The organism is Dechloromonas sp. H13 (genome assembly GCF_009469615.1).
Lineage (GTDB): Bacteria > Pseudomonadota > Gammaproteobacteria > Burkholderiales > Rhodocyclaceae > Azonexus.
This window is the reverse complement of the sequence record NZ_SSXX01000001.1, coordinates 419,637-441,459: the sequence shown is the minus strand read 5'-3', so window position 1 is coordinate 441,459 and position 21,823 is coordinate 419,637. Positions and strand designations below refer to the sequence as shown.

Sequence of the window (21,823 nt, the reverse complement as noted above, 5' to 3'; positions counted from 1 at the left end):
CCATGTGAAGCGAATGCTGCACGAAAGTTCTCTGTTGGGGTTGGGGTGCGTTGCGACGCACCCTTTTTTTGTCAGCCGACCGCCGAATGTGGCGTTTTGCTACACCATTCGGCGTAATTTGACCTAGATAATCGGTAGGTTGATCTAGGTCAAATCTCCGCTTCTAATCTAGAATACCATCCGTTTTCATGTGCCGCCTTGGGTTCGGGGAGGTTGGCATCCGGTTTTTTTATTAACGAGAGGTGGGTTCATGTCTGGAACGCAAACCACGTACAACGACAAGGTCGTGCGGCAATTTGCCGTCATGACCGTCATCTGGGGCATCGTCGGCATGCTTGTCGGTGTCATCATCGCAGCGCAACTGGTCTGGCCGGAGCTGAATATCGGTTTCCTGCATTTCGGCCGTCTGCGTCCGCTGCATACCAACGCAGTTATTTTTGCGTTCGGCGGCTGCGCTTTGTTTGCAACGTCTTACTGGTGCGTGCAGCGTACCAGCCATGCGCGCCTTTGGGGTGGCCCGCTGGTTCCCTTTACTTTCTGGGGCTGGCAAGTCGTCATCGTGCTGGCTGCCGTCACGTTGCCGCTGGGCATGACCCAGGGCAAGGAGTATGCCGAACTTGAGTGGCCGATCGACATCCTGATCACGCTGGTCTGGGTTTCCTACGCACTCGTCTTCTTCGGCACCATAGCCAAGCGCACCGTTTCCCACATTTATGTGGCCAACTGGTTCTTCGGCGGTTTCATCCTTGCCGTCGCGCTGCTGCACCTGGTCAATAGCGCCGCCGTGCCGGTGTCGCTGACCAAGTCCTACTCGGCCTACTCTGGCGTGCAGGATGCGATGATCCAGTGGTGGTACGGCCACAACGCCGTCGGCTTCTTCCTGACCGCCGGCTTCCTGGGCATGATGTATTACTTCGTACCGAAGCAGGCCGGCCGCCCGGTCTATTCCTATCGCCTGTCCGTGGTCCACTTCTGGGCGCTGATCTTCACCTACATGTGGGCTGGCCCGCACCACCTGCACTACACCGCACTGCCTGACTGGACCCAGTCCGTCGGCATGGTGTTTTCGCTGATTCTGCTGGCACCCTCCTGGGGCGGCATGATCAACGGCATCATGACCCTGTCGGGTGCCTGGCACAAGCTGCGCGACGATCCCATCCTGAAGTTCCTGATTACCTCACTGTCCTTCTACGGCATGTCCACCTTCGAAGGCCCGATGATGTCGATCAAGACCGTCAATGCGCTGTCGCACTACACCGACTGGACGGTCGGCCACGTGCACTCCGGCGCGCTTGGCTGGGTGGCCATGGTCTCCATCGGTTCCATCTACTACCTGCTGCCCAAGCTCTTCGGCAAGACCGAAATGTTCAGCACCAAGCTGGTTACGGTGCACTTCTGGATCGCCACCATCGGCACCGTGCTCTATATCGCCTCGATGTGGATTGCCGGTGTGATGCAAGGTCTGATGTGGCGCGCGGTGAATGCCGACGGCACGCTGGCTTACAGCTTCGTCGAGTCGGTCAAGGGTTCCTATCCGTTCTGGGCGATTCGCTGGCTGGGCGGCGTCCTGTTCCTCACCGGCATGCTGATCATGGCTTACAACATGTTCAGGACCATGGCCGGCGGCAAGACGCAGGATGCGCCGGTGGTCGTTCCTGCCGCTCATCACGCCTGATTAGGGGGAAATAATAATGATCAAACACGAGCAAATTGAGAAAAGCGTCGGGCTGCTCATCGTTCTGACGCTGTTAACCGTGATTTGGGGCGGCCTGCTCGAAATCGTTCCGCTCTTCTTCCAGAAGTCGACGACGACGCCGGTCGAAGGCCTCAAGCCTTACGACGCGGTGCGCCTGGCCGGGCGTGATATCTACGTCCGCGAAGGCTGCTTCCTCTGCCACTCGCAGATGATCCGTCCGTTCCGTGCCGAAACCGAGCGCTACGGCCATTACTCGGTCGCCGGCGAATACGTCTATGACCACCCGTTCCAGTGGGGTTCCAAGCGTACCGGTCCGGACCTGCATCGCGTCGGCGGCCGTTACTCGGACGAGTGGCAGCGTGCCCACCTGATGAATCCGCGCGACGTGGTGCCGGAATCCAACATGCCGGCCTTCGCCTTCCTGGCGAATACCAAGGCCAAGGATTCCGTCGGTGCCGATATCGAGAAGAAGATGGAAGTCATGCGTGGCTACGCCAATGTGCGCGGGATTCCGACCTATTCCGACGAGGAAATCAAGGGTGCCAAGGCTGCGATTGGCGAAATGACCGAAATGGACGTTCTGATTGCCTACCTGCAAGGTATGGGCACGGCGCTCAAGACGGCCAAGCAATAGTCATGGACATCAACGATCTGCGTTCCATCGTCACGGTTGCCGGGTTGCTCTGCTTCCTCGGTATCGTGGCATGGGCTTACGGCAAGGGCAGCAAGAAGGGGTTCGAGGAAGCTGCCAACTTGCCTTTCGCGGAGCACGATGATCAGGATGGGGCGTCCCGCACGTCGCATCCTCGCTGAAAAAAGGAAAGCAAATGAGCGATTTCGTTAGCGGTTTTTGGAACGTGTACGTGGTTGTGATTGTGTTGGGCAGTATTTTTGCCTGCGCACTACTTCTCTACATGCAGGGCAAGGCTAAGTTCACGCCGGGCAAGACCATGGGTCATGTCTGGGATGAGACCCTTGAGGAATACAACAATCCGATGCCCAAGTGGTGGAGCTGGCTGTTCGTCATCACCGTCATTTTTGGCCTGGTCTATCTGGCCCTCTATCCGGGTCTTGGTAGTTTCAAGGGGTTGCTGGGTTGGTCGGCGGTCGGCCAGTACAAGATCGAGCGTGAGCGCATGGACGCCACCGTCAAGCCGTTGTACGACAAGTACTCGGCGATGGATCTGCAAGCTATCGCGGGTGACAAGCAGGCAATGGAAATGGGCAAGCGCCTGTATCTGACCTACTGCATGCAGTGTCACGGTGCGGATGCGCGCGGCGCCAAGGGCTTCCCGAACCTGACCGACAGCGACTGGCAGTTTGGCGGCGAACCGGCCCAGATCGAGCAGACCATCGCCGATGGCCGCATGGGCGTGATGCCCCCGCATGCGCAACTGGGCGCGGATACCATCAAGGATCTGGCGAACTATGTCCGCTCGCTGTCCGGCTTGCCGAACGACTCGGTCCGCGCCGCCAAGGGCAAGGAAGCCTTCGCCAGCGTTGGTTGCTCGGGCTGCCACGGCCCGGACGCCAAGGGTATGCACGCCCTCGGTGCGCCGAACCTGACCGACAAGGTCTGGCTGTATGGTTCGTCGGAAAACACGATCATCGAGACCATCACCAATGGCCGCCAGAACAAGATGCCGGCCTGGAAGGAATTCCTGGGTGATTCCAAGGTCCACCTGCTGGCGGCCTATGTGCTCAGCCTGAGCCAGGGCGCCAAGTAACGGCACCGCAACGGGGCGGGCAACCGCCCCGTTTTTTCTTCTCCAAGTGCATTAGCAATGCCTGATTTGTATCAAAATTGCGTTTCTGAGAACACTGCAAAATCCTGCCTTTAGCGCAATTTCGATACGGATACAGCCATAATGGAACCCAGCAACAACGCTACCCCAACGCCAGGCCCCGCGCCTGCTCCCGTTTCGTTCTACGAGAAGCACAAGAAAGTCTACATTCGTGACGTCAAGGGATGGTGGAACAACTGGCGCTGGGCCTTCGTCTGGTTCACCCAGATTATCTTCTACGGCCTGCCGTGGCTGGAGTGGAATGGTCGTCAGGCGGTTCTCTTCCACCTCGCAGAACGCAAGTTCTATCTTTTCGGCCTGGTCCTCTGGCCGCAGGATGTTTTTTACCTGGCCCTGTTGCTGATCATTTCGGCCTACGCGCTGTTCCTGTTCACGGCGATCGCCGGCCGCCTGTTCTGTGGCTATGCCTGTCCGCAGACGGTTTACAGCGAAATATTTATGTGGATCGAGAACCGGATCGAGGGCGATCGCTCGGCCCGGATGAAACTGGACAAGGCTCCGCTGAGCGCCCGCAAGCTCCGTCTCAAGGCCGCCAAGCACGCGATCTGGATCATCATCGCGCTGTGGTCAGGCTTTACGCTGGTCGCCTATTTCACGCCGGTGAGCGAACTGCTCGCCGCGTTGCCCTTCAACCTGTCGGGTTGGGAACTCTTCTGGACCTTCTTCTACGCCGGCTTCTTTTACATGCAGGCCGGCTTCCTGCGCGAGCAGGTCTGCAAATACATGTGCCCCTATGCCCGTTTCCAGGGCGTGATGTTTGACCCCGACACGTTAGTCATCACCTACGACCCGGAACGCGGGGAGCCGCGCGGTCCGCGCAAGAAGGGTGTAGACACCAAGACGGTCGGCGATTGCGTCGATTGCGGACTGTGCGTCGCGGTCTGCCCCACCGGTATCGATATCCGCAAGGGTATCCAGTACGAATGCATCGGCTGCGGCGCCTGCATCGATGCCTGCGATCCGGTGATGGACAAGGTCGGGCTGCCGCGCGGCCTGATTCGCTACACGACCGAAAATGCCCTGGCCAAGCACTTCACGCCGAAGGAGGTGGTTGGCCACATCCTGCGGCCGCGGATCATTCTCTACACGGTGATCCTGGTGGCGATTACCGTCGCTTCGGCCTGGTCCCTGGCGACGCGCGTACCGCTCAAGGTCGACGTGATTCGCGACCGCTCTCTCCTGGCGCGCGAGGCGGACGACGGACGCATCGAGAACGTCTATAACCTCAAGATCATGAACACGACGGAAGATCCGAAGCGTTATTCGCTGGCGGTGGAAGGGATGGATGGCATCGAGATCGTCGGTGAGCGCATCGTCGAGGTTGCCAGCGCCGAGAACCATGAAGTGACCATCGTCGTGCGCGTGCCGCCCGAATCGGGCAAGAAGGGCGCGAACACGATCTATTTCGATATCAAGGCCCTGAACCACGACAAGATAGCGGTTCATGAAAAGGCCTCTTTCCTGATGCCCTGACATGAGCAATTCAATGACACTGCAAGCAAGCGATAGCAAACCCTGGTACAAGGAGCGCTGGCCCTGGCTCCTCATGGCCGGTCCGGCGATCGTCATCGTCGCCGGATTCATCACCGCCTGGCTGGCGATCGTCAGCAATGACGGGCTGGTGGCCGACGATTATTACAAGCAGGGGCTGGCGGTCAACCAGCGTCTGCAGCGCGATCATTACGCCAGCGAACTTGGCCTGCGTGCCGACGTGATGCGTTCCGGGATGCAGGTTCGCCTCTTGCTGACCGCGGCCGAGGCTGCGGCGGTGCTGCCCGAGGCGCTGACCCTGAAACTGGCGCACCCGACCCGGGCCGGGCATGACCAACTGGTCAGGATGCAGTCGGAGGGTCAGGGTTTCTACAGCGGCAGGATGGACGCCGATATCGGCGGACGCTGGTATGTCTCGATCGAGGATCCTGCCGGCAAGTGGCGGCTGCAGGGGGACTGGGTAGCCGATTCCGAGGAGCCGTTGCGCCTCGTGTCTCGGCCTGCGCAGTAGGATTTATTTTTTCGTTACTGGGAGGTGACATATGGCTTGGGAACTTTTGTTTGGTAGCGACATCGGTCTGATGAGTCTGGGCGTCATCGTCGGCGTGCTGGTTATCGGCGTCGTCATGGGCAAGATGTATTCGAACAAGATGAACGAGGAATCGCGCAAGCTCGGTAAGTAATTGCCCTTGCGCTGGCCGCCCTGCGCGGCCCCCTTCCCCCGATCGGCGTTGCCGTCGGGGGTTTGTTTTTGCGATGGCCAATTGGATTCGGACCGATGACCGGATGTTGAGACGGGCAATCTTCATATCACTCGTCTGCCATCTGGCCGTGCTCTTTTCGTTTCGGGATGCTGGCCGATTTGCGGACCCGGTGTCGTACGCCGCAAGGGTGGCGCTCGATGCGCGCCTGCAGGTTCCGGAAAAGTCCATGTCCGCGTTGCCGCAACCGAAGAGCCTGCAGCCCGCACCGCAGAAAACTTCGGCGATTGCCGGTAAGGCGAAAGCCAGGTCGATCGCCGGGAAGGTGCGCCCCGATTTGCCTCCTTTTTCACGGTCGACCGCAACCAACGAAATTACGTCGGCCGACCAGGCGTTGGTCGCAAACTCGGCGCCGACTGCGGCTACCGACGTTGCCGCTGTCCAAAAAAGCGAGATCAGTCCGGAAGGTGTGCGCCAGTACCGCCTGAACCTCGCTCGCGAGGCGCGTCGCTTCAAACGCTACCCGTCGGTGGCGCGCGAACGGGGGTGGGAGGGGGTCGTCGTGGTGGTCGTCAACACGGTGGCCGGGGGCGGCGTTCCGCAGGTTGGCCTGGGCCAGTCGAGCGGGTTTGCCCTGCTCGACGAGGAGGCCCAGAAGCTGGTCTTGCTGGCCGCGCAGACGGCAGCGGTGCCCGATAGTCTGCGCAATCGGCAGGTCGGCCTGACCCTGCCGATCCATTACCGCCTGGAGGATTGATCAGGAAGCCCGGCCGAGTGGCGGCAATGCGGTTTCGTGGAAGCCGAAATGCCCCTGCGCAGCGTCTGTTAGGAAGCGTTCCAGGCAGTGCGTGACGCTACGGAATGCAATCTCCTCCCAGGGGATTTCTTCCGGCTGCAACAGCGCAACCTCTAGGCTTTCGTCGCCTGCCGAATGCTCTGCAGAGGCGAGCCGGCCGCGGTAAAACAGATGGACCTGATTGATGTGGGCGATGCTGACCATTGAAAAAGGCGCGTCGATGATGATCCGCGCCCCGGCCTCCTCATGCGTTTCGCGACTGGCGGCCTCGGCCGTCGTTTCTCCGTTTTCCATGAAGCCGGCAGGCAGAGTCCAGAAACCCCGTCGTGGCTCGATGGCTCGCCGGCAGAGCAGGATGCGTCCTTCCCAAGTGGCTACGCAACCGACCACCAGCCGCGGGTTTTCGTAATGGATATGGCCGCATCGCCTGCAAACGTGTCGCGGAAGCGCATCGCCGGCGGGGATTTCGAAGGAGACATCGGCGCCGCAATGCGTGCAGTATTTGATCATCGGACGATGAATTTTCATGAGGATGTCAGCAGTTTAGCACTGCAGGCATCCAGCCGAATCCTGCGTGCCGGCCATTGGTAAGCAGATTCACTCGCCGATTCGATACAATGGCGAATTGCCCGCGATCGGTGTGAATCCACATGATGTCCCGGTTTCAGATCGAGCCGATGTGTAGCCGATGTATTGTTAAACTTGGTGTCGTCGGCCAGTTCATCACACTGAAGGGCGTTGTCAGAATTGCAACAGGAAAAAATGCAAGTAAATGTCACCCGCGATGGCAACAAGGTTCAGGTTCGGCTCTCCGGTCGCTTCGACTTCAATACCCACCGCGAATTTCGGACCGCTGTTGACCCGCTCGTGGCTGATGCCAGCGTCAGCCACGTTTCCATCGATTTTTCCGACGTCGATTATCTCGACAGCTCCGCGCTGGGCATGCTGCTGATGCTGCGTGACAAGATGGGCGCTGCCTGCAAGGCGGTCGCGCTTTCCGGTGTGCATGGCAACGTCAAGCAGGTTCTCGATATAGCCAATTTCGGGAAGTTGTTTCACATCACTTGACGGACGCCCCCGGCCTGTGCCCGGAAAGGTCATCCGCCGCTTGTCGCATGCGGCGTGCGCCGGATGCGAGGCTCAAGCTATAATTCGGCCCCGATACAGGCAGCCCCCGTAGCATGAAGGTCGTGCAGTTGATTTGTAATCATCAGGTAGCGGTTCGATTCCGTTCGGGGGCACCAGAATAATCAGGCTATGTGGCGGTAGTGGTCACTAACATCGGCTTGGTTGCGGAACGATTTGCGGAACGACGGCGCTTTGTCACCAAGCAAATCTAGCACAGTACCGGACGGAAAAAAGCCCAGCTCAGCGCTGGGCTTTTTGCTTTTCAGGACCGGGCGGTCGGCTTCAAGATCAGATCGACCAGACCGGCGACTTGATCCCATGTCGAACATCCTGCGCAAACCGCGCCCGGATGTTCTCCAACAGCGTGCCGTCGTAGTCCGGCCGCTCGCAACTCTGGTAATCCAAGCAGTTGCACAGTGCCACCAGATCAGGCGGGGTCAGGTCGGGCACCGCATCGCCCAAGTGGCACGGCGTTACAGGCTCGGGGTTGCCGTGGTGGGCATAGCGGTAATTCACGGAGTCGATATTGATCGCTTTCAGCTCGTCGGCCAGCGCCTGCGCATTGACGCCCGGGACAAGCGAGGCGTAGGTGAGGGCGATGGTGGCAATGTGCCGGTCGGTGCAGATGAATGCAGACATGGGTGTTCTCCTGTTTTGAGGCGTAAGGAAGCGCCGGGGTTGATGAAACGAAAAGGGTGCTCAGCGCGCCGGCTTGAGGTCGATAGCCAGCACGGCGTAGTCCGTTGGGTTGATCTCGCCCACACCATCCGCATGGCAGGCGTGGAGGCGAGCGGCATCGACCGCAGCTTCCGGGCTATCGGCTTCGACGCTGGTGCTGAAGGTGCCGCCGCCCATGAAGCTCGGGCGCTGCAGCAGGATGCGGTAGGTGCTCATGGTGTCCGGGGTCATAGCCATACCTCCGAGCATTCCTGCAGGCTGGCGTCATGCACATTCAGCACGGGGCGAATGGTGCCGTCGGCATCGTGTTGATAGCCGCCCGCCAAATTCCAGCACACCGGCAGGCCGATTGCCCGGCAGGTCTTGAAAACGGCACGGTCTCGACGGCGTAACTGCTCGTCGTCAAGCCAGCCGGCACCCAGCTCATCCTCGACATGCGGGTCGGCCCCGAGTTGCACGAGTAGCAGGTCGCAGTCGATGAAGGTCTCGATGATCGTGGCCGGCAGTTGCTGCAGCCAGCGTTCGGCGGTGCGTGGTGTGCCGCGTCCATGCAGGATCGGCAGGTCAAGACCTAGGTGCTCTACGATTTCGCGCACGCCGTCTGGGTCGTGCTGGTCCAGATCGAGCAACCCGACACGCACGCCGGGCAGGTTTTGCGCAGCGACGGCGATGCCGTTCAGGCTGCAGAAGCCGGCGGCGTGCGCATAGCGGGCATGGTGAAAGCCAGAGGTCGGGCTGATGGCACCGACGCCATTGCGCAGTGCTTCCTGAGCGGCGGCCAGCAGGCTGGCCGTGGTGTATGGCAGGCTGTCCGCAACAGCACGGGAGCGATTGCCGAAGCCGTTGCTGATTTTGCAGTCGAGCAGGGCATCAACGAAGGCCGGGTCGTGCGCCAGCTTGATCTGATCGCGGCGCAGCGGGTTGAAGCTGCGGATGTCGAACGGGATGCCGAGCTTTTGCCAGCTTTCGACAACCAGCGCAGGCTTGCCTGCTGACGGGCTAAAGCTGCTGGTGTTGCTGGCGACTTGCTCCGGCCGATAGAAGACCGGCAGCGCCTGCAGCTTGTTGGTTTAGATATTCTCCGGGGTGGTGTTCATTGCGATTCTCCAAATGAAAATGCCGGCCGAGACATCCCGGCCGAACCGCACATTGTAACACTTAACCCTTGCATTTGTCAAGTTTTAGGTGTTACAGTCCGAGGCGTCAAGGTATTGGAGCAAAACATGGATGCTGAAGAATCAAGGACAGCCAAAGCGCTGAAGCTGGTCGATAACGGGTCGTCACCCGCCGAGGCAGCCAAGGCGTGCGGCATCAGCCGGCAGGCGGTCGATGATGCCCTTAAGCTCAGGAAGCTGCGAGAACTCAGGGCGGTACGAACCTGCAGCGAATGCGGGGGCGAGTTGCCGGCGGATGCTCGGGCTGACGCGGCGACATGCAGCGGCGCGTGCCGGGTTGCCCGGGCACGGCGGCTTGCGAAAGAGAAGAAGGCCGAGGCTCTGGCCAAGATCAACGCCGAGCGGGCAGTGCTTGGTTACCCGCCGCTGTCCGACCTGATGTGATCGCGCACTTGCGCCCACCGCAACCTGCCGAATGTTCGGCCGACCCCCACCCCTTGCCTGCCGTACCCGAACCTGACCCCCCATACACCCCGCTGGCCGATCGGCTGGATACACAAGGCGTCACCTGCCCACAGATTTAGAAAAAATAGATTTCAAGCTGTCACTGCTTGACGGTGGCGGCTATCGCCGGCGCCACTCCCACGGCGGCACTGGGTCCGGGTCAGACCACAGCCCTGCACGCCGCGCCCGGGCCTCCTGCTCGGAATGTTCGTAGGCGCCGCGGTCCTGCGGTGATTGTTCGCCGGCATATTTCCGATACCACCACGCCAATCCGACTGTGATCTGCGCGTGCCCGGCGTCCAGTGTCATCGGGCAGGTGGGGCAACTGGCCGGCTGCACCCAGACCTTACCGACGATGCGCTTGTACTTGTCCCGCTTCTCCCATTCGACCCGCACATCCTTCCCGAAGACCATGCGGGCCAGGTTCTGTTTCGATCTCTCGCCGAAGGGCTGCTTCTTCTCGGGGGCGTCGATGCCCTGCAGGCGAATCTTGTGCTGCTGGCGGCCGGCATCAAGCACAGTCACGGTGTCGCCATCAGCGACGCCGACAACGCGGCCGAGCAGGGTATCGGCGTGGGCGCCGAAGGAGAGTGCCAGAAACAGGATGGCAATCGGCTTCTTCACCGCCGCAACGTGCCCTTGAGTTCGTAGCTCTGGCCGGGCCTGCGAAGGTCTATCGGGGTGGCGTGTATCCAGAACTGCGAAGACTTCTGAGCAGGGTACAGCGCGAGCGTTCCCGACAATCTGCGGTTCAGATTCGGGTAGTGGCAACCGGTGAGCGTGATGTCGAGGCTCAGGATTGTGGAAGTCACCCCGGGGGCGGCAATGCCTTTCATCCTGCAGCCGTTCTCCGGCGACGAGCCGGTGATTTTGCCCTGCGGGTCAATCGAGATCGTTGTCTGGACGACGGCGTGCGCCTCCGAAATTGGCTGGCCGTTGATGCTGGCCTGATACTGGACCTGCCCGCGCCAGTCTCCGTATCCCGTCGCATAGGCGCTGTTGCCCGCGTCGCCGATTGCCTTCGGGTTGTTACCGCTCGGCGCCGAAGGGGGCGGCTCAGCGACACAGGGGCGATCCTGAAAGACGGTCTTGCCGTTCTCGACGCAGCGGAATTGGGCGTTGGCCAGCGGCGCCAGTGTCAGGCCGATGATGAACAGGGCGATCGACTTCATGGGTTCGTATCCGGAGGGGATGGGGAATGCTGTTCCAATTCGACAGGATCAATGCACGCCGGCCCCTCGGCACGGCCGCTGTTGATCGCCGGGCTGACCGGGTAGGCCGCCATAAGATCGGCCCGGCAAGGCCCCAGCATCGCCGCCAGAGCGGCCGTATCGTGGTTGCCGGGGTCGAGCCATGCGTCGAACTGCTCGGGCGGCAGGATGGCCGGCATCCGGTCGTGGATCGGCGCCATGACCGCGTTCGGCCCGGTCGTGATGATGCAGGTCGAAACGACTGTCTCGCCGGCTGGTGCTGTCCATGCGGACAGCAGGCCGGCGAAGGCGAACAGATCGCCGGGGGCGGTCGGGTGCAGGTAGTAGGGCTGCTTCCTGCCCGCGACCGGCTGCCACTCGAAAAAGCCGCTGGCCGGGATCAGGCAGCGGTGCCGGGCGAAGCTGGTGCGAAAGGCCGGCTTCTCGGCGACGGTTTCGCCGCGGGCGTTGTTGAGCTTGTTGCCGATGCTCGGGTCTTTCGCCCACGAGGGAATCAAGCCCCATTTGACCAATTGCCCGACACGGCCGGCGCCCGGCTTCTCCCGGATGACCGGGATCATGCTCTGCGGCGCGATGTTGTAGCGCAGGCCGAACTCCGGGCACGAGAGCAACCGGAAGTGCTCGATCAGGTCGGTGGCGGTGGCCTTGAGGGCATAGCGTCCGCACATGGGCTAATTCTCGTAGAAGGTGATCGGTCCTGTTGGCTCGATATGGATGACCGAGACTGTGGGGCGGGCACCTTCCATCATTCGGGTGAGTAACGAAGCACGTGGGTCTCCCAGCTTCAGTACCGCATTTACCTTGAGTTTGCCGGTTTCTTCATTCACCAGCGGTAGCCCTACCAGTTCGCCGGACGTTGCCAGCAGCAGCAATGGATAGGCTTCATTCAAGAGATCGCGCAGGTTGTCTATCCATCCAGCCTCGGCGGCCCGCGCCGGCTTCGCTGCGTGCATGTAGTCGCCCAACTGTTCGACGATCTTCTGCAGCCTTGCCATCACCGGCATGTAGGAAAGCTGCATTTCGCTACCATCCTCGGGGAAGATGAAGACGAAGATCATCACCTTGTCGCCGGTGCGGTATGCGTTTGCGAGTGAGCGGCCGAGCTTGGCAACATGCCACTGCTTTTTTTCGGACTCCGGGATGCCGTCGATGGCCTCGACGTACTCGCGCATTCGAGCTTCGACACCGCATCGCAACTCTAATGCGGCATAGAAAAGTGCCTCTTCCGTTCCCTCGTCCATTCGGCACTTCATGCGCTCAAGATGGGCGTGCGATGTCACAGCGAGGTTCATGCCGTCGCCGCCTCGTACAGCTTGAACAGGTACGCCACGCGCTCGGCCTCGGTCGGAAACCCGGCCGGCTTGCCGTAGGCGACATCAACGGCCTTGTCGAGCTTGCGGTGCGCCGCGGTCAGTTCCGGGGGCATGGTCAGCGGATCGTAGAGGTCGGCAAGGGTGGAGTTCGGGAACATCGCCCGGGCGTCCAGAACGGCCTGCGCTGCCTGCTCTATGGCCTTCCGCTGGGGCTCGGTGGGGGTGGGCCACGGGAAGTTGTTATAGACGATGCCGGCGGAGTATTGGTAGTCGCTTTTCATTCGGCCACACACAGTCCGCATCCACGCCATGTGCATGGTCGAGGTCAGAACGCCGAAGTGATAGGGGGTGGCATCACCTACCAGCAAACCGGAGCCGCTGGAAATTACTTCAGGTTCGCAATAGCCAATGGGCAGGAAGTGTCGGTTCTCCGAAGAGACCTTGGGAACAAACAGGTAGCGCCGAGTCGGCTGCCTGATTTCGCCGAAAAGTGCCGGGGTGTCGGCCAGTTCATTTGTCCGTTCGCGGTTGCTGCTCTGGCGAAACGCGCGGGTGGCCTCTACGCGCGACCGAATGAGCGGCCACGCCCTAAGATTTTCAGGCGGGCATCCCACAAGCCAGAGACAGTAGCGCACCTGCCCATTGATGAATTCATCCCCGCCTTGGTAGCGCCGAATGTACGGGGTTGCCTCGCTGTACGCGGCAATAAGTTGCTGAGCATCATCTTCAGTCAGGGTGAGGTGGCCATTGTCGATTGGCATGCTTCCGTAAGCCATTTCCGGCGCGGCAAAATTCAATGGTTTGCTGCGCTTGGAGATAACCACCCCGGGGGCATCGACGAGGTAGCCATTGATTTGCGTTGCTGCCAGAGCGTGCGGCTCACTCTGCGGCGTGTCGTAGTCAAAAATCAGCTTGTCGCTACGATCCTGCAGTCCGAAGCCGATGATGACGCAATGCACGGCTGCCTTGCCCCGGGCTTCGGATGACCACTGAAACGTGCGGTGGGCGAAATGAATCTTGACCCCGCTGGTGAAGAGATCGCCCCAGAGGATGCCAACCTGTTCGCCTTGGGTGATGGAGTTGGTCGAGACAAATGCCGTGCGAATGACCGGGTTAGCGGTCATGTAGTCCGTCGCCTTGCGATACCAGCAGGTCACATAGTCGAGCACCCCGGCGCCCTTCAGGCCGTCGAAGGTCGCCATCACTTCGCTCTTCTGGGCCGGTGATTGTTCCTTCTTGCCCACGAACGGCGGATTGCCGACGATGTAGCTCAGGTCCGCCGGCTTCACCACGCTCGCCCAATCGGTCGTGAGCGCATTGCCATGCACGATGTTCGCCGCCTTCTTCAGCGGCAGCCGCACGAAGTATTGCCCGAACTCTTCCGACACCCGCATGTTCATCTGGTGGTCGGTCAGCCACAGCGCGACCTGAGCGATCTGCGCCGGGAATTCCTCGTACTCGATACCGTGGAACTGATCGACATCGACGAACATGATCGACCCGACATCGAGGAACCCGGTCTCGCGGTGCTTGTGCATCTCGCGCAGCAGTTCCAGTTCGATCAGGCGCAGTTCCTGATAGGCGACCACGAGGAAGTTGCCGCAGCCGCAGGCGGGATCGAGAACCCGGATGCCGGCCAGCTTGGCGTGGAACTCGAGCAGGCGTTTTGCGTTGCTCTTGGCGCTGGCTTTCAGCTTGCCTAGTTCGGCCCACAGGTCATCGAGGAACAGCGGCCCTAGCGCCTTCCTGATGTTGTGCTCGGAGGTGTAGTGGGCGCCGAGGTCGCGCCGGGCTTGGGCGTCCATGATGGATTGGAATAGCGACCCGAATATCGCCGGCGAAATCTGGCTCCAATCGAGGGCGGTGCAATCGAGCAGGGTCTCGCGCATGGCCCGGTCGAAACTGGCCGAGCGCAGGTTCTCAGCGAACAGGCGACCATTGACGTAGGGGAACCCGGCCAGTTGCTCGTCGAGGCTTTTCTGGCGCTTCTCCGGGGGCGTGTCGAGCACTTCAAACAGGGTGTTGAGCAGGGAGCCCAGATCGGCGCCGTCGTCGCTGGTGCGCTGCTCGATCCAGTCGGTGAATTGCCGGCGCTCGAAGATGGCGGTGTCTTCGGCGAAGAGCTGGAACAGCAGGCGGACCAGCAGCACCTCGAGTTGATGGCCCTCGTAACCAGATGCTTTGAGCAGATCGTGCAGCTTGCCCAGTTTCTCGGCGGCCCGGATATTGACGGCAGCCTCTTTGCCGAAGCTGCGCGATTGGTAACCGGCCATGAAGCCGAACAGCTTCACGTTCTTGTGCAGGTCGGCGAGGTCGAAATCGTGCTCGGTGCCGGCGTCGAGATCGTGCAGGCGGAAGCGGGCGAAGTCGGAGACCACGACGTAGCGGGGCAGGTCGCGCTCCTTCAGCCCGGGGAAGTAGTCGAAGGCTTGCTTGGTCGCCCGGTCGAGGTCTTTGCCGCGGCTCTTGTGCTCGACGATCAGGACGCCGCGCCACAGCAGGTCGATGTAACCGCCCTTGCCGTCGCTCTTCTTGACCGGTTCCTCGAAGCTGGCAACCCGGCGGCGGGTGACGCCGAAGACAGCGAAGAAGGCGTCCCAGAATGCCTTGGCCTCGGCGTCCTCGCTGGATTCCTCAGCCCATTCCTTCGAGAAGGCGAGGGCACGGCTGCGGATTTCATTCCATGAGAGCGGCATCGGGGGCGGTCGGTTGGCGGCGATGCGGGGGAGTATAGCCGGGTGACATAGGGGCGGGAATTGTGGCGATCAAGAACTCCGGCGACAAGGCTCGGGTCAATGCCAAATCACTACTGACCCACGGGTCATTAACTGCGGTATGATGGAAGCGTTTCAATTGTCTAAACGGTGATACCTGTGAAAATTTCCAGTGATCGAGAGCAGGTCAAGGTGGCGGAAGCGGCGCGAATGCTGGGCTGCGGGTCGCAAACAGTGCGCCGAATGATCCATGCCGGCTACCTCACGGCGCACTGTTTGCCGGGCGCCGGCCTACGTGCTGCACGCTACATCCCGGTGCATCAAATCCGGGACATCGTTTATGGTCGCCGCAGCTTCCAGCGCATCGACGATGTTGCACAGGCGGGCGCCGGAGTGAGCTGGAAGACCGCCGACTGGATTGAACGGGACAGGCTGCTGCAGAAGAAGGCCGGCACGCTGGCATCAATCTACGGCCCCGAGCCGATTCTCGAAATCCTGAAGCGACTTGGGGTGCGGAGCGTCGGGGAGTGCAACCCGGATCAACAGCGCGTGCTGAACGGGCATCTCTTGCGGCTGGCCGGCTACACGCGCGATTCACGGACAACACAATGGCGCAGACGGAGAGCGGCCAAATGACCATCGCTACCAAATCAAAGACCCGCCCCCATGCCCGGCTCAAGCTGGCCGGTGCCACCGCCGCTGCAGCACTGGCTATCGCCCAAGACCAAATCAAGCCGACCGCCGCCGACATTCGGACTCAGGTCATGGCTGCCCGGGCCAGTGCAATTCTCGAGCAATACCTTGCGTTGTCCGCCGGCCAAATGCCAGAGCATCCGATCAACCCGGAGCGCAACACCTTCGCCGATCTCAAGGAATTGTTCTACAAAATCCAGCCCGCCAGCAATGCGATCCACTACGCCGTTGAGGCTGAGCAAATGCAGTTGTGTGACCTGCTTGATGCCGCGCACGCTGCTGGCGTTGAGCCCGACCATGAATGGCAACGCCGGGCCGATCTGGTTCTCGCTGCGCTGGCGGCTGCGCAGGGCCATTTGCGGGCAGCCGTGCAGGCACTGGTGCCGCTACTTCAGATGGGGAAGGCCGGGATGATTTAGCCCGGCAACCTGAACCGCGCAAGAATTGCCCGCGCTGCCGGGCCGCACTCATCATGCCCGGCGATCAGAGCTTCAATGATCTGCTCGATACGTCGGTCGCACAGGTGCCAAAGTTCAAGGTCGCCGGCATCAAGGTCGGCAGGGTTGCATTCCTGCGTTGCCGCCAATGCTTCGCGTAGGGCGAGTTGCAAATCGTTCATCGGCTTTTCCTTTTGGAATGGCTCCACGGCTGCATCCCGCTTAGCAGGAGCGACGATCGTCCGCCGCTTGGACCCGAACCTTCGCCAAGACCTGCTGAGCCTCAGCGCTGCAGGCATCCTGCTCGACCAGTTGCTCGGCAATCTCGGCACACTTCCGCTCGCAGGCAGCCCAGATCACGATGCCTGCGGGGTCGAGTTGCCGCGGGTCGCATTCTCCGAGCGCCTGCAGCCCCTCGCGCAGTGTGGCGTGCAGGTCGGTCATACCTTCCGACGCGCCCATTCGACCACTTCGCCGGTGGTCGTTTTGAACATGCCGGCGTCCAGCAGCTCAGCCTCAAGCGCCTTCAACTGCATCTCCGCATGGATGCTCGCGCCGAGGTCATACCGCTGGCCGGTGGCGACGTAGAGATCGTACTTGGCATTCAGTTGCACAAGCTCGGCGTACCGATCCAGCTTGGCGATGATGTTTTCCGGAGTGATTTTCGACATAGGAGTGGAATTGTAGATGCCGGGGGCGGGATTTCAAGGTCTTGGCGCATTCGGTTATACACTTGGCGCCGGGGGTCAAGCGCCCAATGGCTAGGCGTGGGACGCTATGGGTGTCGAAAACCAATCTTGGAGCAGACCATGAACGCGACAATGCATATCTTGGGAAATCCGAGTCTGCTTATCAATATGTTCTTCGCGCAGCTTCCTGCGGTGGCCGTCTTTTTTGGAATTTCGCATCTTGTGCTGCGCAACATCACTAAAATCAAAATCAGATCACTGGTGGCACTCGCCTACTTGGTGGCACCGATATTGATCCTTGCAGTGTCGGGGTGGAGTATTCGGGCCGAAAAATTCAGTGAGGGGGTGAGACTTCTCGTGCCGCTGGTTCTTTCAGCGCTCGCTTGCGGTGTTCTTTACTTCCACGAGTGGCGGCGTCAGGTATCGAGGAAGCCGTCATGTCTGCTGTTCCCGAACAATGGCAGAACCGCCGACATCCCCGTCGTCGAAAATCCTGCTTCAAGTCGTTCAGTTGCCTTATCGCACGCGGATTCACGTCCTTTGGAAAACACGGGGTCCGGTACGATTTACTGTGACCAATGCGGAAAGCCCGCAAATCCGGGGGCCAAGTTTTGCCATAGTTGCGGCCACCGCCTCCGGGTGGAAATGCTATCAATGCCGGCGCAATTGGACACGCCTACCGAGGAAGCGGAATCTAGTTCGATCACAGAGTCTGCGCCAGAGTCAATGATTGAACAGTCGGAGCGTGCAGTGTCGGAACAGCTGCCAAGTTCGGCGCCTACGTCATCCGAGACCGCAATCGCAGTACATCGTCCGTGGCGGCGTCTGTTTGCTAGAACAGTCGATATGGCGATAGCAGTGCCAGTGCTTTATCTGCTCCTGTTCAAGAATTTCGGTGAAGCGCATCCTTTAACTGAGTGGTTCGTGGGAACGGATGGGGCGGTGTGGCTTCTCACGCATCCTGTAGCTGCGGCCGCGTTGATATTAACCCTGTGGGTGCTGATTGAGGCCGTGTGTCTGATGGCCTTTGGTGCGACTCTCGGGAAATGGGCATTCGGGATTCAAGTCCTCGACGCGGGAGGAAAAAAGCTGACGTTCGGCGCCGCGTTCAACCGGTCATGGCAGGTGTTGTTGTTCGGGCAGGCACTTGGTGTGCCATTTGCGGCTTTGATTACCGGCATCCTCGCTTATCGTCGTCTGAATAAAACCAGTTCAACGATTTGGGATCAGTTCGCGGAATCGTCTGTTTCCTATAAAAACTGGGCGCCGGTGGGCATGGTTGTTTGTGCAGCTGTCACTATGGTCGCAATAATCGGCTTCATCCTCACGCCTGTAATCATTGCCAGCCTCAACAAAAGCTACTGGGCCGAGCGAATAGAGTGGGCTCCGGAACCAGCAAGGTCTGCCGTGTCTGTCACACCCGTCGCGCCAGAAAGTAACCAGTCTGTTGTGAAGGGGCGGCTCACTCCCGAGGAACTTCAATATTATGTTTTTGCAAGAAGTCTCGAAAAAACACACCCTGATTGGCAAACGATAATGAATTCACCAGAGTTTCAATATTGGCGAGATTACGTCATCTTTGATGGTCCGTCATTAAAACTGTCAAAAGATTCCGAATACATTTCTCGTCGCCTGACGGCGTTCAAGGAGTGGAGGGAAAAGCAAAGAAACTAAATCGTCCTTGCTGCGCATTACGGGGCCTGACTGTGGGGTGGGTGTTCAAGGAATGCATCGCCACCCCGGATTTCAAGATTGACGCAATCGGTCAAGGATATTGGCGCCGAGGGTCAAGCACCGAACATCGGGCAGTGGGACGATAAGGCCGTCACGAACCAATCTTGGAGCAGACCATGAGAACTTTGAGCACCCTGATGATCCTCCTCGCCGCCATCGTGGCCAGCCCGGCGCAAGCGGATAGCCACCCCTTCAAGACCCTCGGGCAGATCGGCCGCGAGCAAGATGCCGAGCGCCGCTACAACCAGCGCCAGTCCGACTTTGAAGCGGCGCTGGATCGCCAACGTAGCCTCGACAGGATGGATAGGCAAACCGAAGAGTTCAACCGGCGCTTGGAGAGGGACCACGAGCGGCGCATGGATGATATGGATCGTCGCTATCAAGCCAACCCATTCACCCGCACGCCTGATTACTTCAAGTGAGTCGATCCTCACCCATTGCTCGGGCACGGGGGTGAAGAGGTGGGGCCAGATGCTCCGCAACTTCTGCTCGAGCAAGTAGTTCGCCGCCTATAGTAAATAACTTTGGCGAACTACTTGCTTTTGACCCCACTATGGCCTGCAGAGAGAGCTATTCGCTCTGCTCTCTCTCTGCATTGACCACCGCCTTTAGCACTTCGCCGGCGAAGTAGTGGCGAAGTGCGGCGAAGTGCGGCGAACTACTCTGAAACCCTTGCGGCACAAGGAAAGTAGTTCGCCGCATATGCCCGGCGAGGCTCACGCCACCTCGTCAAATGTCAAGGTCTTGACATAATAGCCGTCGTGACGCTCTTGGTTGTTTCCGACGATGTACTTTCCGTCGTTGGCGACCAGCCCACGCTCGACAGCCTTTTCCAGTGCTGCGCGGACCCTCCGCTTGGGTATGCCTGAGTCGTTTTCGATGGTGTTCTTGGACACCGACACACCCTCACCGGTGACGCCACCAAGGTAGCGAAGCAGTTCGGCCACGTCACCTTCTAACTGGCGGTTCGCAGCTTCCTCACGACGCTGACCCGGGGATGCACGCTCAGGCACACCATACCGGAACCCGATGCGCTGTTCTTCACCCCACGGTGCCACCACAACCTCATGGTCGATGCGCGTGATGTACTTGACCTCGATGTAGCTCGGCTCAAACCTGCGCTTCTTGGTGGCAAGGTAGCGCACGTCCGTGGCCTCGTCCTCGGCGAAGATGAACGCGGTTCCCTGAGCGTCCGCTTCCCACGCCCCAGAACCGCGGCCGGTCATGGCGGCGATGTCGTCCCGAGCGATGGCCTTGGCCAGATGCCCGATGATCCACACGGGCGCCCCGGACTGCTTCAGCGCGGACATCACGCGCCCCACTTCCGCGGCGTCGTTCTCGTTCTCGATCTCGAAGCAGGCATTGGTGGTGTCGAAGACGACCAGCGGCTTCACGGGGTAGCCGTTCGGGCCGGTGATGGTGTGCGCCTTGACCGTGGCCTCCATCATCAATTCGACCTCGCCGGCGTTGCGACGCTTGGCACCCACGATGCGGAAGTGGCCATTCTCGACGAGACCATTGTGCTTCTTCAGGCCGTAGCGGATGCGACGGGCTTGGCTCGGGTCTTCCGTGATATAGACCACCTTGCGCTGCAGCATGGCGCCGATGCTCTGCTCGAATGCAGGCAGTTCCCCGGACACGATCGACGCCAGCGGCACCAGCAGGCTCGACTTGCCGATACCGTGGCCGCCGGCGATATATGTCACCCCGGCCGACAGGAAGCCGTCGAGAGTGTATTCGATCGCCTCGAGACCCACCGGCGTGGCCCATTCCTCTTCCGCCTTGCCCAGTTCGGTACTGAAGTCATCCTCGGCGCAGGTGCGGGTGTGGGTGGCCGGGTTCTCGATGCCGTTCTCGGCGGCGATCTCGAACAGGCGACCAATGCCCGTGGCCCCGGACTTCAGCTTGTCCCTAATCTTGCGCTCCACGTCCTTGGGGCTGTACTTCGAGTCACCCACGCTGAACTCGTGGCACAGGTTCGCCCCGACCTCGCCATAGTTCGCCAGCGCACCGATGACTTGGTGCCAGATGCCCTTGCCGTTGGTCAGGTGCAGGCCGGCATCACGCATCTGGGCGATAACCGCGCGGGCCTCGGCAACCTGCTTTTCGGTCAGCGGAAACTCGGGTTCGCGGCGGACGGTCTCGAACTCTTCGATCTCACCCTCGTAGGCACCCCACAGGGAGCACACAGTCGCACCCTGATAGCTCCGAACGTCTTGGGGCAGGCCACCCTCCTTGGGGCTGAAGAAAAAGCCCTGAGAGGCCGGCATGAGCTTCCCGGGCGGCGTGATCCCGAGGGTCTTGCAGGTCTGGGCCGTGCGCCCCTTGTACTCGCCGATCGGGATCAGGTCTTCGACCGGCAGGACGAGGCGGAAGGTGAAGTCGTCGTCGGGGGTGCTGCTGAAGGTGTTCCACGAGATGAAGCTGACGCCGAACAACTCGCAGGTAGATTCCGCGTCGGCGCGGCTCACGCGGTCACCGTTGCGTCCATCGAAGTCCAGAACGATGGCGCTGGCGCCCTCGCAGATCGCAAGCTCACGCTTGGGTGCGCCGTTCGGGAACTTGGCGAAGTGGATGATCGGGCCGAGGGTCTTGTCGGCGACCGGGGTGCCTTTGTTGCGCAGCCCAGACACCACCCGGTCGAATGGTAGTCTTTTCGATGTTGAAGCGTTGTGGAAGGTTGGCGCGACGGCCACGTGGATTTGATTCGGGCGCTCGGTTGCGTTGAAGCCGGTCTCGCCTCCAAGGTCCGATACCTTGTGCGCAGTAGCTCCTGCTGTGTTGCTGGTGGTGCGCGTCATGGGGCCACCTCGGCAACGAACAGGATGGCGCCTTTGTCGAGATAGGTCAGGCCGGGCCAGCGGCGATCAATGTGATCGGGCTCGGACTGCTCGTGCATGTCCTGAAGGACGAGGAATTGCCCTGCGCTGGCGTTCGTCAGGGTGCCGGTGCAGACGGTATGGCCTCGGGTGCGGATGGCAACACGCCGGCCAATTAGGTGCGTTAGCGGACCCTTGCCGGTGGTTGCGGGGGTGGTCTTGCGTAACGTTAGGGTTTGGGTGCTCATTGCTTGGGTTCCTTGTTGGAACCCCGGGGGCACTCTTGCAGCTATATAGCG

At 60.4% G+C, this 21,823-nt stretch carries 28 protein-coding genes and 1 tRNA gene; 15 read left to right on the top strand and 14 right to left on the bottom strand.

Annotated elements, in window-relative coordinates; all coding sequences use genetic code 11:
• Window positions 1–250 precede the first annotated feature (250 nt).
• From ccoN to GH660_RS02160, 8 genes are all read left to right on the top strand, one after another.
• The gene (gene ccoN, locus GH660_RS02195; protein WP_153144933.1) at window positions 251–1,675 is read left to right on the top strand and encodes a cytochrome-c oxidase, cbb3-type subunit I; all 1,425 of its coding nucleotides are present in this window, start codon (window positions 251–253) and stop codon (window positions 1,673–1,675) included.
• Between the two features lie 19 nt (window positions 1,676–1,694).
• The gene (gene ccoO / locus GH660_RS02190; RefSeq protein ID WP_368666107.1) at window positions 1,695–2,330 is read left to right on the top strand and encodes a cytochrome-c oxidase, cbb3-type subunit II; all 636 of its coding nucleotides are present in this window, start codon (window positions 1,695–1,697) and stop codon (window positions 2,328–2,330) included.
• Window positions 2,331–2,332: 2 nt separating this feature from the next.
• Complete coding sequence (locus GH660_RS02185; RefSeq protein WP_153144931.1) at window positions 2,333–2,509, top strand: cbb3-type cytochrome c oxidase subunit 3; 177 nt, start codon at window positions 2,333–2,335, stop codon at window positions 2,507–2,509.
• A 14-nt stretch (window positions 2,510–2,523) separates the two neighbouring features.
• The gene (ccoP, locus tag GH660_RS02180) at window positions 2,524–3,423 is read left to right on the top strand and encodes a cytochrome-c oxidase, cbb3-type subunit III (protein WP_153144930.1); all 900 of its coding nucleotides are present in this window, start codon (window positions 2,524–2,526) and stop codon (window positions 3,421–3,423) included.
• A gap of 141 nt (window positions 3,424–3,564) precedes the next feature.
• A complete protein-coding gene (ccoG, locus tag GH660_RS02175) occupies window positions 3,565–4,974 on the top strand; it encodes a cytochrome c oxidase accessory protein CcoG (RefSeq protein ID WP_153144929.1) in 1,410 nt (469 codons plus the stop codon).
• 13 nt (window positions 4,975–4,987) lie between these two features.
• The gene (locus GH660_RS02170) at window positions 4,988–5,503 is read left to right on the top strand and encodes a FixH family protein (protein ID WP_228276319.1); all 516 of its coding nucleotides are present in this window, start codon (window positions 4,988–4,990) and stop codon (window positions 5,501–5,503) included.
• 31 nt (window positions 5,504–5,534) lie between these two features.
• The gene (locus tag GH660_RS02165; RefSeq protein WP_153144927.1) at window positions 5,535–5,675 is read left to right on the top strand and encodes a DUF3149 domain-containing protein; all 141 of its coding nucleotides are present in this window, start codon (window positions 5,535–5,537) and stop codon (window positions 5,673–5,675) included.
• 73 nt (window positions 5,676–5,748) lie between these two features.
• Window positions 5,749–6,450 carry a TonB family protein gene (locus GH660_RS02160; protein ID WP_153144926.1) on the top strand — a complete coding sequence of 234 codons (702 nt, stop codon included), beginning with the start codon at window positions 5,749–5,751 and terminating at the stop codon, window positions 6,448–6,450.
• Here the strand turns inward: GH660_RS02160 and GH660_RS02155 are convergent, their stop codons facing one another.
• Complete coding sequence (locus tag GH660_RS02155) at window positions 6,451–6,996, bottom strand: NUDIX hydrolase (protein ID WP_153145363.1); 546 nt, start codon at window positions 6,994–6,996, stop codon at window positions 6,451–6,453. It lies immediately after the preceding gene.
• Between the two features lie 240 nt (window positions 6,997–7,236).
• Here GH660_RS02155 and GH660_RS02150 point away from each other — a divergent pair, with 240 nt between their 5' ends.
• Both GH660_RS02150 and GH660_RS02145 read left to right on the top strand, forming a co-directional pair.
• Window positions 7,237–7,557 (top strand): STAS domain-containing protein, encoded by a 321-nt coding sequence (locus tag GH660_RS02150; protein ID WP_228276318.1) that lies wholly within the window; start codon window positions 7,237–7,239, stop codon window positions 7,555–7,557.
• Between the two features lie 102 nt (window positions 7,558–7,659).
• Window positions 7,660–7,733, top strand: a tRNA-Thr gene (locus GH660_RS02145).
• Between the two features lie 172 nt (window positions 7,734–7,905).
• Here the strand turns inward: GH660_RS02145 and GH660_RS02140 are convergent.
• From GH660_RS02140 to GH660_RS18165, 3 genes are read right to left on the bottom strand one after another with little or no spacing between them, the layout of a single operon-like run.
• Window positions 7,906–8,256, bottom strand: coding sequence for a hypothetical protein (locus GH660_RS02140; RefSeq protein WP_153144925.1), 351 nt, complete (start codon window positions 8,254–8,256; stop codon window positions 7,906–7,908).
• 60 nt (window positions 8,257–8,316) lie between these two features.
• Window positions 8,317–8,526, bottom strand: coding sequence for a hypothetical protein (locus GH660_RS02135; RefSeq protein WP_153144924.1), 210 nt, complete (start codon window positions 8,524–8,526; stop codon window positions 8,317–8,319).
• Entirely contained in the window at window positions 8,523–9,191 is a 669-nt protein-coding gene (locus GH660_RS18165) for a hypothetical protein (RefSeq protein WP_368666106.1), read from the bottom strand. Before GH660_RS18165 ends, GH660_RS02135 begins: the two co-directional genes overlap by 4 nt.
• A gap of 327 nt (window positions 9,192–9,518) precedes the next feature.
• On the opposite strand from GH660_RS18165, the gene GH660_RS02125 reads away from it, so the two are divergent.
• Complete coding sequence (locus GH660_RS02125) at window positions 9,519–9,854, top strand: helix-turn-helix domain-containing protein (RefSeq protein WP_153144922.1); 336 nt, start codon at window positions 9,519–9,521, stop codon at window positions 9,852–9,854.
• A gap of 180 nt (window positions 9,855–10,034) precedes the next feature.
• On the opposite strand, the gene GH660_RS02120 is transcribed toward GH660_RS02125, so the two are convergent.
• Genes GH660_RS02120 through GH660_RS02100 form a run of 5 tightly spaced genes read right to left on the bottom strand, consistent with a single transcriptional unit; the run spans window position 10,035 to window position 15,134 of the window.
• Window positions 10,035–10,538 carry a thermonuclease family protein gene (locus tag GH660_RS02120; protein WP_228276317.1) on the bottom strand — a complete coding sequence of 168 codons (504 nt, stop codon included), beginning with the start codon at window positions 10,536–10,538 and terminating at the stop codon, window positions 10,035–10,037.
• A complete protein-coding gene (locus GH660_RS02115) occupies window positions 10,535–11,086 on the bottom strand; it encodes a hypothetical protein (RefSeq protein WP_153144921.1) in 552 nt (183 codons plus the stop codon). Before GH660_RS02115 ends, GH660_RS02120 begins: the two co-directional genes overlap by 4 nt.
• Entirely contained in the window at window positions 11,083–11,793 is a 711-nt protein-coding gene (locus GH660_RS02110) for an SOS response-associated peptidase (protein ID WP_153144920.1), read from the bottom strand. Before GH660_RS02110 ends, GH660_RS02115 begins: the two co-directional genes overlap by 4 nt.
• Window positions 11,794–11,796: 3 nt before the next feature.
• Complete coding sequence (locus GH660_RS02105; RefSeq protein WP_153144919.1) at window positions 11,797–12,417, bottom strand: hypothetical protein; 621 nt, start codon at window positions 12,415–12,417, stop codon at window positions 11,797–11,799.
• On the bottom strand, window positions 12,414–15,134 hold the full coding sequence (locus tag GH660_RS02100; RefSeq protein WP_153144918.1) for a DNA methyltransferase: 2,721 nt from the start codon (window positions 15,132–15,134) through the stop codon (window positions 12,414–12,416). Before GH660_RS02100 ends, GH660_RS02105 begins: the two co-directional genes overlap by 4 nt.
• A 177-nt stretch (window positions 15,135–15,311) precedes the next feature.
• Here GH660_RS02100 and GH660_RS02095 point away from each other — a divergent pair, with 177 nt between their 5' ends.
• Together GH660_RS02095 and GH660_RS02090 are read left to right on the top strand one after the other, a co-directional pair.
• Window positions 15,312–15,788 carry a helix-turn-helix domain-containing protein gene (locus tag GH660_RS02095; protein WP_153144917.1) on the top strand — a complete coding sequence of 159 codons (477 nt, stop codon included), beginning with the start codon at window positions 15,312–15,314 and terminating at the stop codon, window positions 15,786–15,788.
• Entirely contained in the window at window positions 15,785–16,264 is a 480-nt protein-coding gene (locus tag GH660_RS02090) for a hypothetical protein (protein ID WP_153144916.1), read from the top strand. The genes GH660_RS02095 and GH660_RS02090 overlap by 4 nt, the downstream gene beginning before the upstream one ends.
• Here GH660_RS02090 and GH660_RS02085 read toward each other — a convergent pair.
• The 3 genes from GH660_RS02085 to GH660_RS17835 are packed head-to-tail and all read right to left on the bottom strand — an operon-like array spanning window position 16,261 to window position 16,953.
• Window positions 16,261–16,464 carry a hypothetical protein gene (locus GH660_RS02085; RefSeq protein ID WP_153144915.1) on the bottom strand — a complete coding sequence of 68 codons (204 nt, stop codon included), beginning with the start codon at window positions 16,462–16,464 and terminating at the stop codon, window positions 16,261–16,263. The genes GH660_RS02090 and GH660_RS02085 overlap by 4 nt on opposite strands.
• A gap of 40 nt (window positions 16,465–16,504) precedes the next feature.
• A complete protein-coding gene (locus GH660_RS02080; protein WP_153144914.1) occupies window positions 16,505–16,726 on the bottom strand; it encodes a hypothetical protein in 222 nt (73 codons plus the stop codon).
• On the bottom strand, window positions 16,723–16,953 hold the full coding sequence (locus GH660_RS17835) for a hypothetical protein (RefSeq protein WP_194266205.1): 231 nt from the start codon (window positions 16,951–16,953) through the stop codon (window positions 16,723–16,725). Before GH660_RS17835 ends, GH660_RS02080 begins: the two co-directional genes overlap by 4 nt.
• A 138-nt stretch (window positions 16,954–17,091) precedes the next feature.
• On the opposite strand from GH660_RS17835, the gene GH660_RS02075 reads away from it, so the two are divergent.
• On the top strand, window positions 17,092–18,645 hold the full coding sequence (locus GH660_RS02075; protein ID WP_194266204.1) for an RDD family protein: 1,554 nt from the start codon (window positions 17,092–17,094) through the stop codon (window positions 18,643–18,645).
• Between the two features lie 197 nt (window positions 18,646–18,842).
• Complete coding sequence (locus tag GH660_RS02070; RefSeq protein WP_153144912.1) at window positions 18,843–19,127, top strand: hypothetical protein; 285 nt, start codon at window positions 18,843–18,845, stop codon at window positions 19,125–19,127.
• Between the two features lie 294 nt (window positions 19,128–19,421).
• On the opposite strand, the gene GH660_RS02065 is transcribed toward GH660_RS02070, so the two are convergent.
• The gene (locus tag GH660_RS02065) at window positions 19,422–21,506 is read right to left on the bottom strand and encodes an AAA family ATPase (RefSeq protein WP_153144911.1); all 2,085 of its coding nucleotides are present in this window, start codon (window positions 21,504–21,506) and stop codon (window positions 19,422–19,424) included.
• Window positions 21,503–21,772 (bottom strand): hypothetical protein, encoded by a 270-nt coding sequence (locus GH660_RS02060; RefSeq protein WP_153144910.1) that lies wholly within the window; start codon window positions 21,770–21,772, stop codon window positions 21,503–21,505. Before GH660_RS02060 ends, GH660_RS02065 begins: the two co-directional genes overlap by 4 nt.
• Window positions 21,773–21,823: the final 51 nt, after the last annotated feature.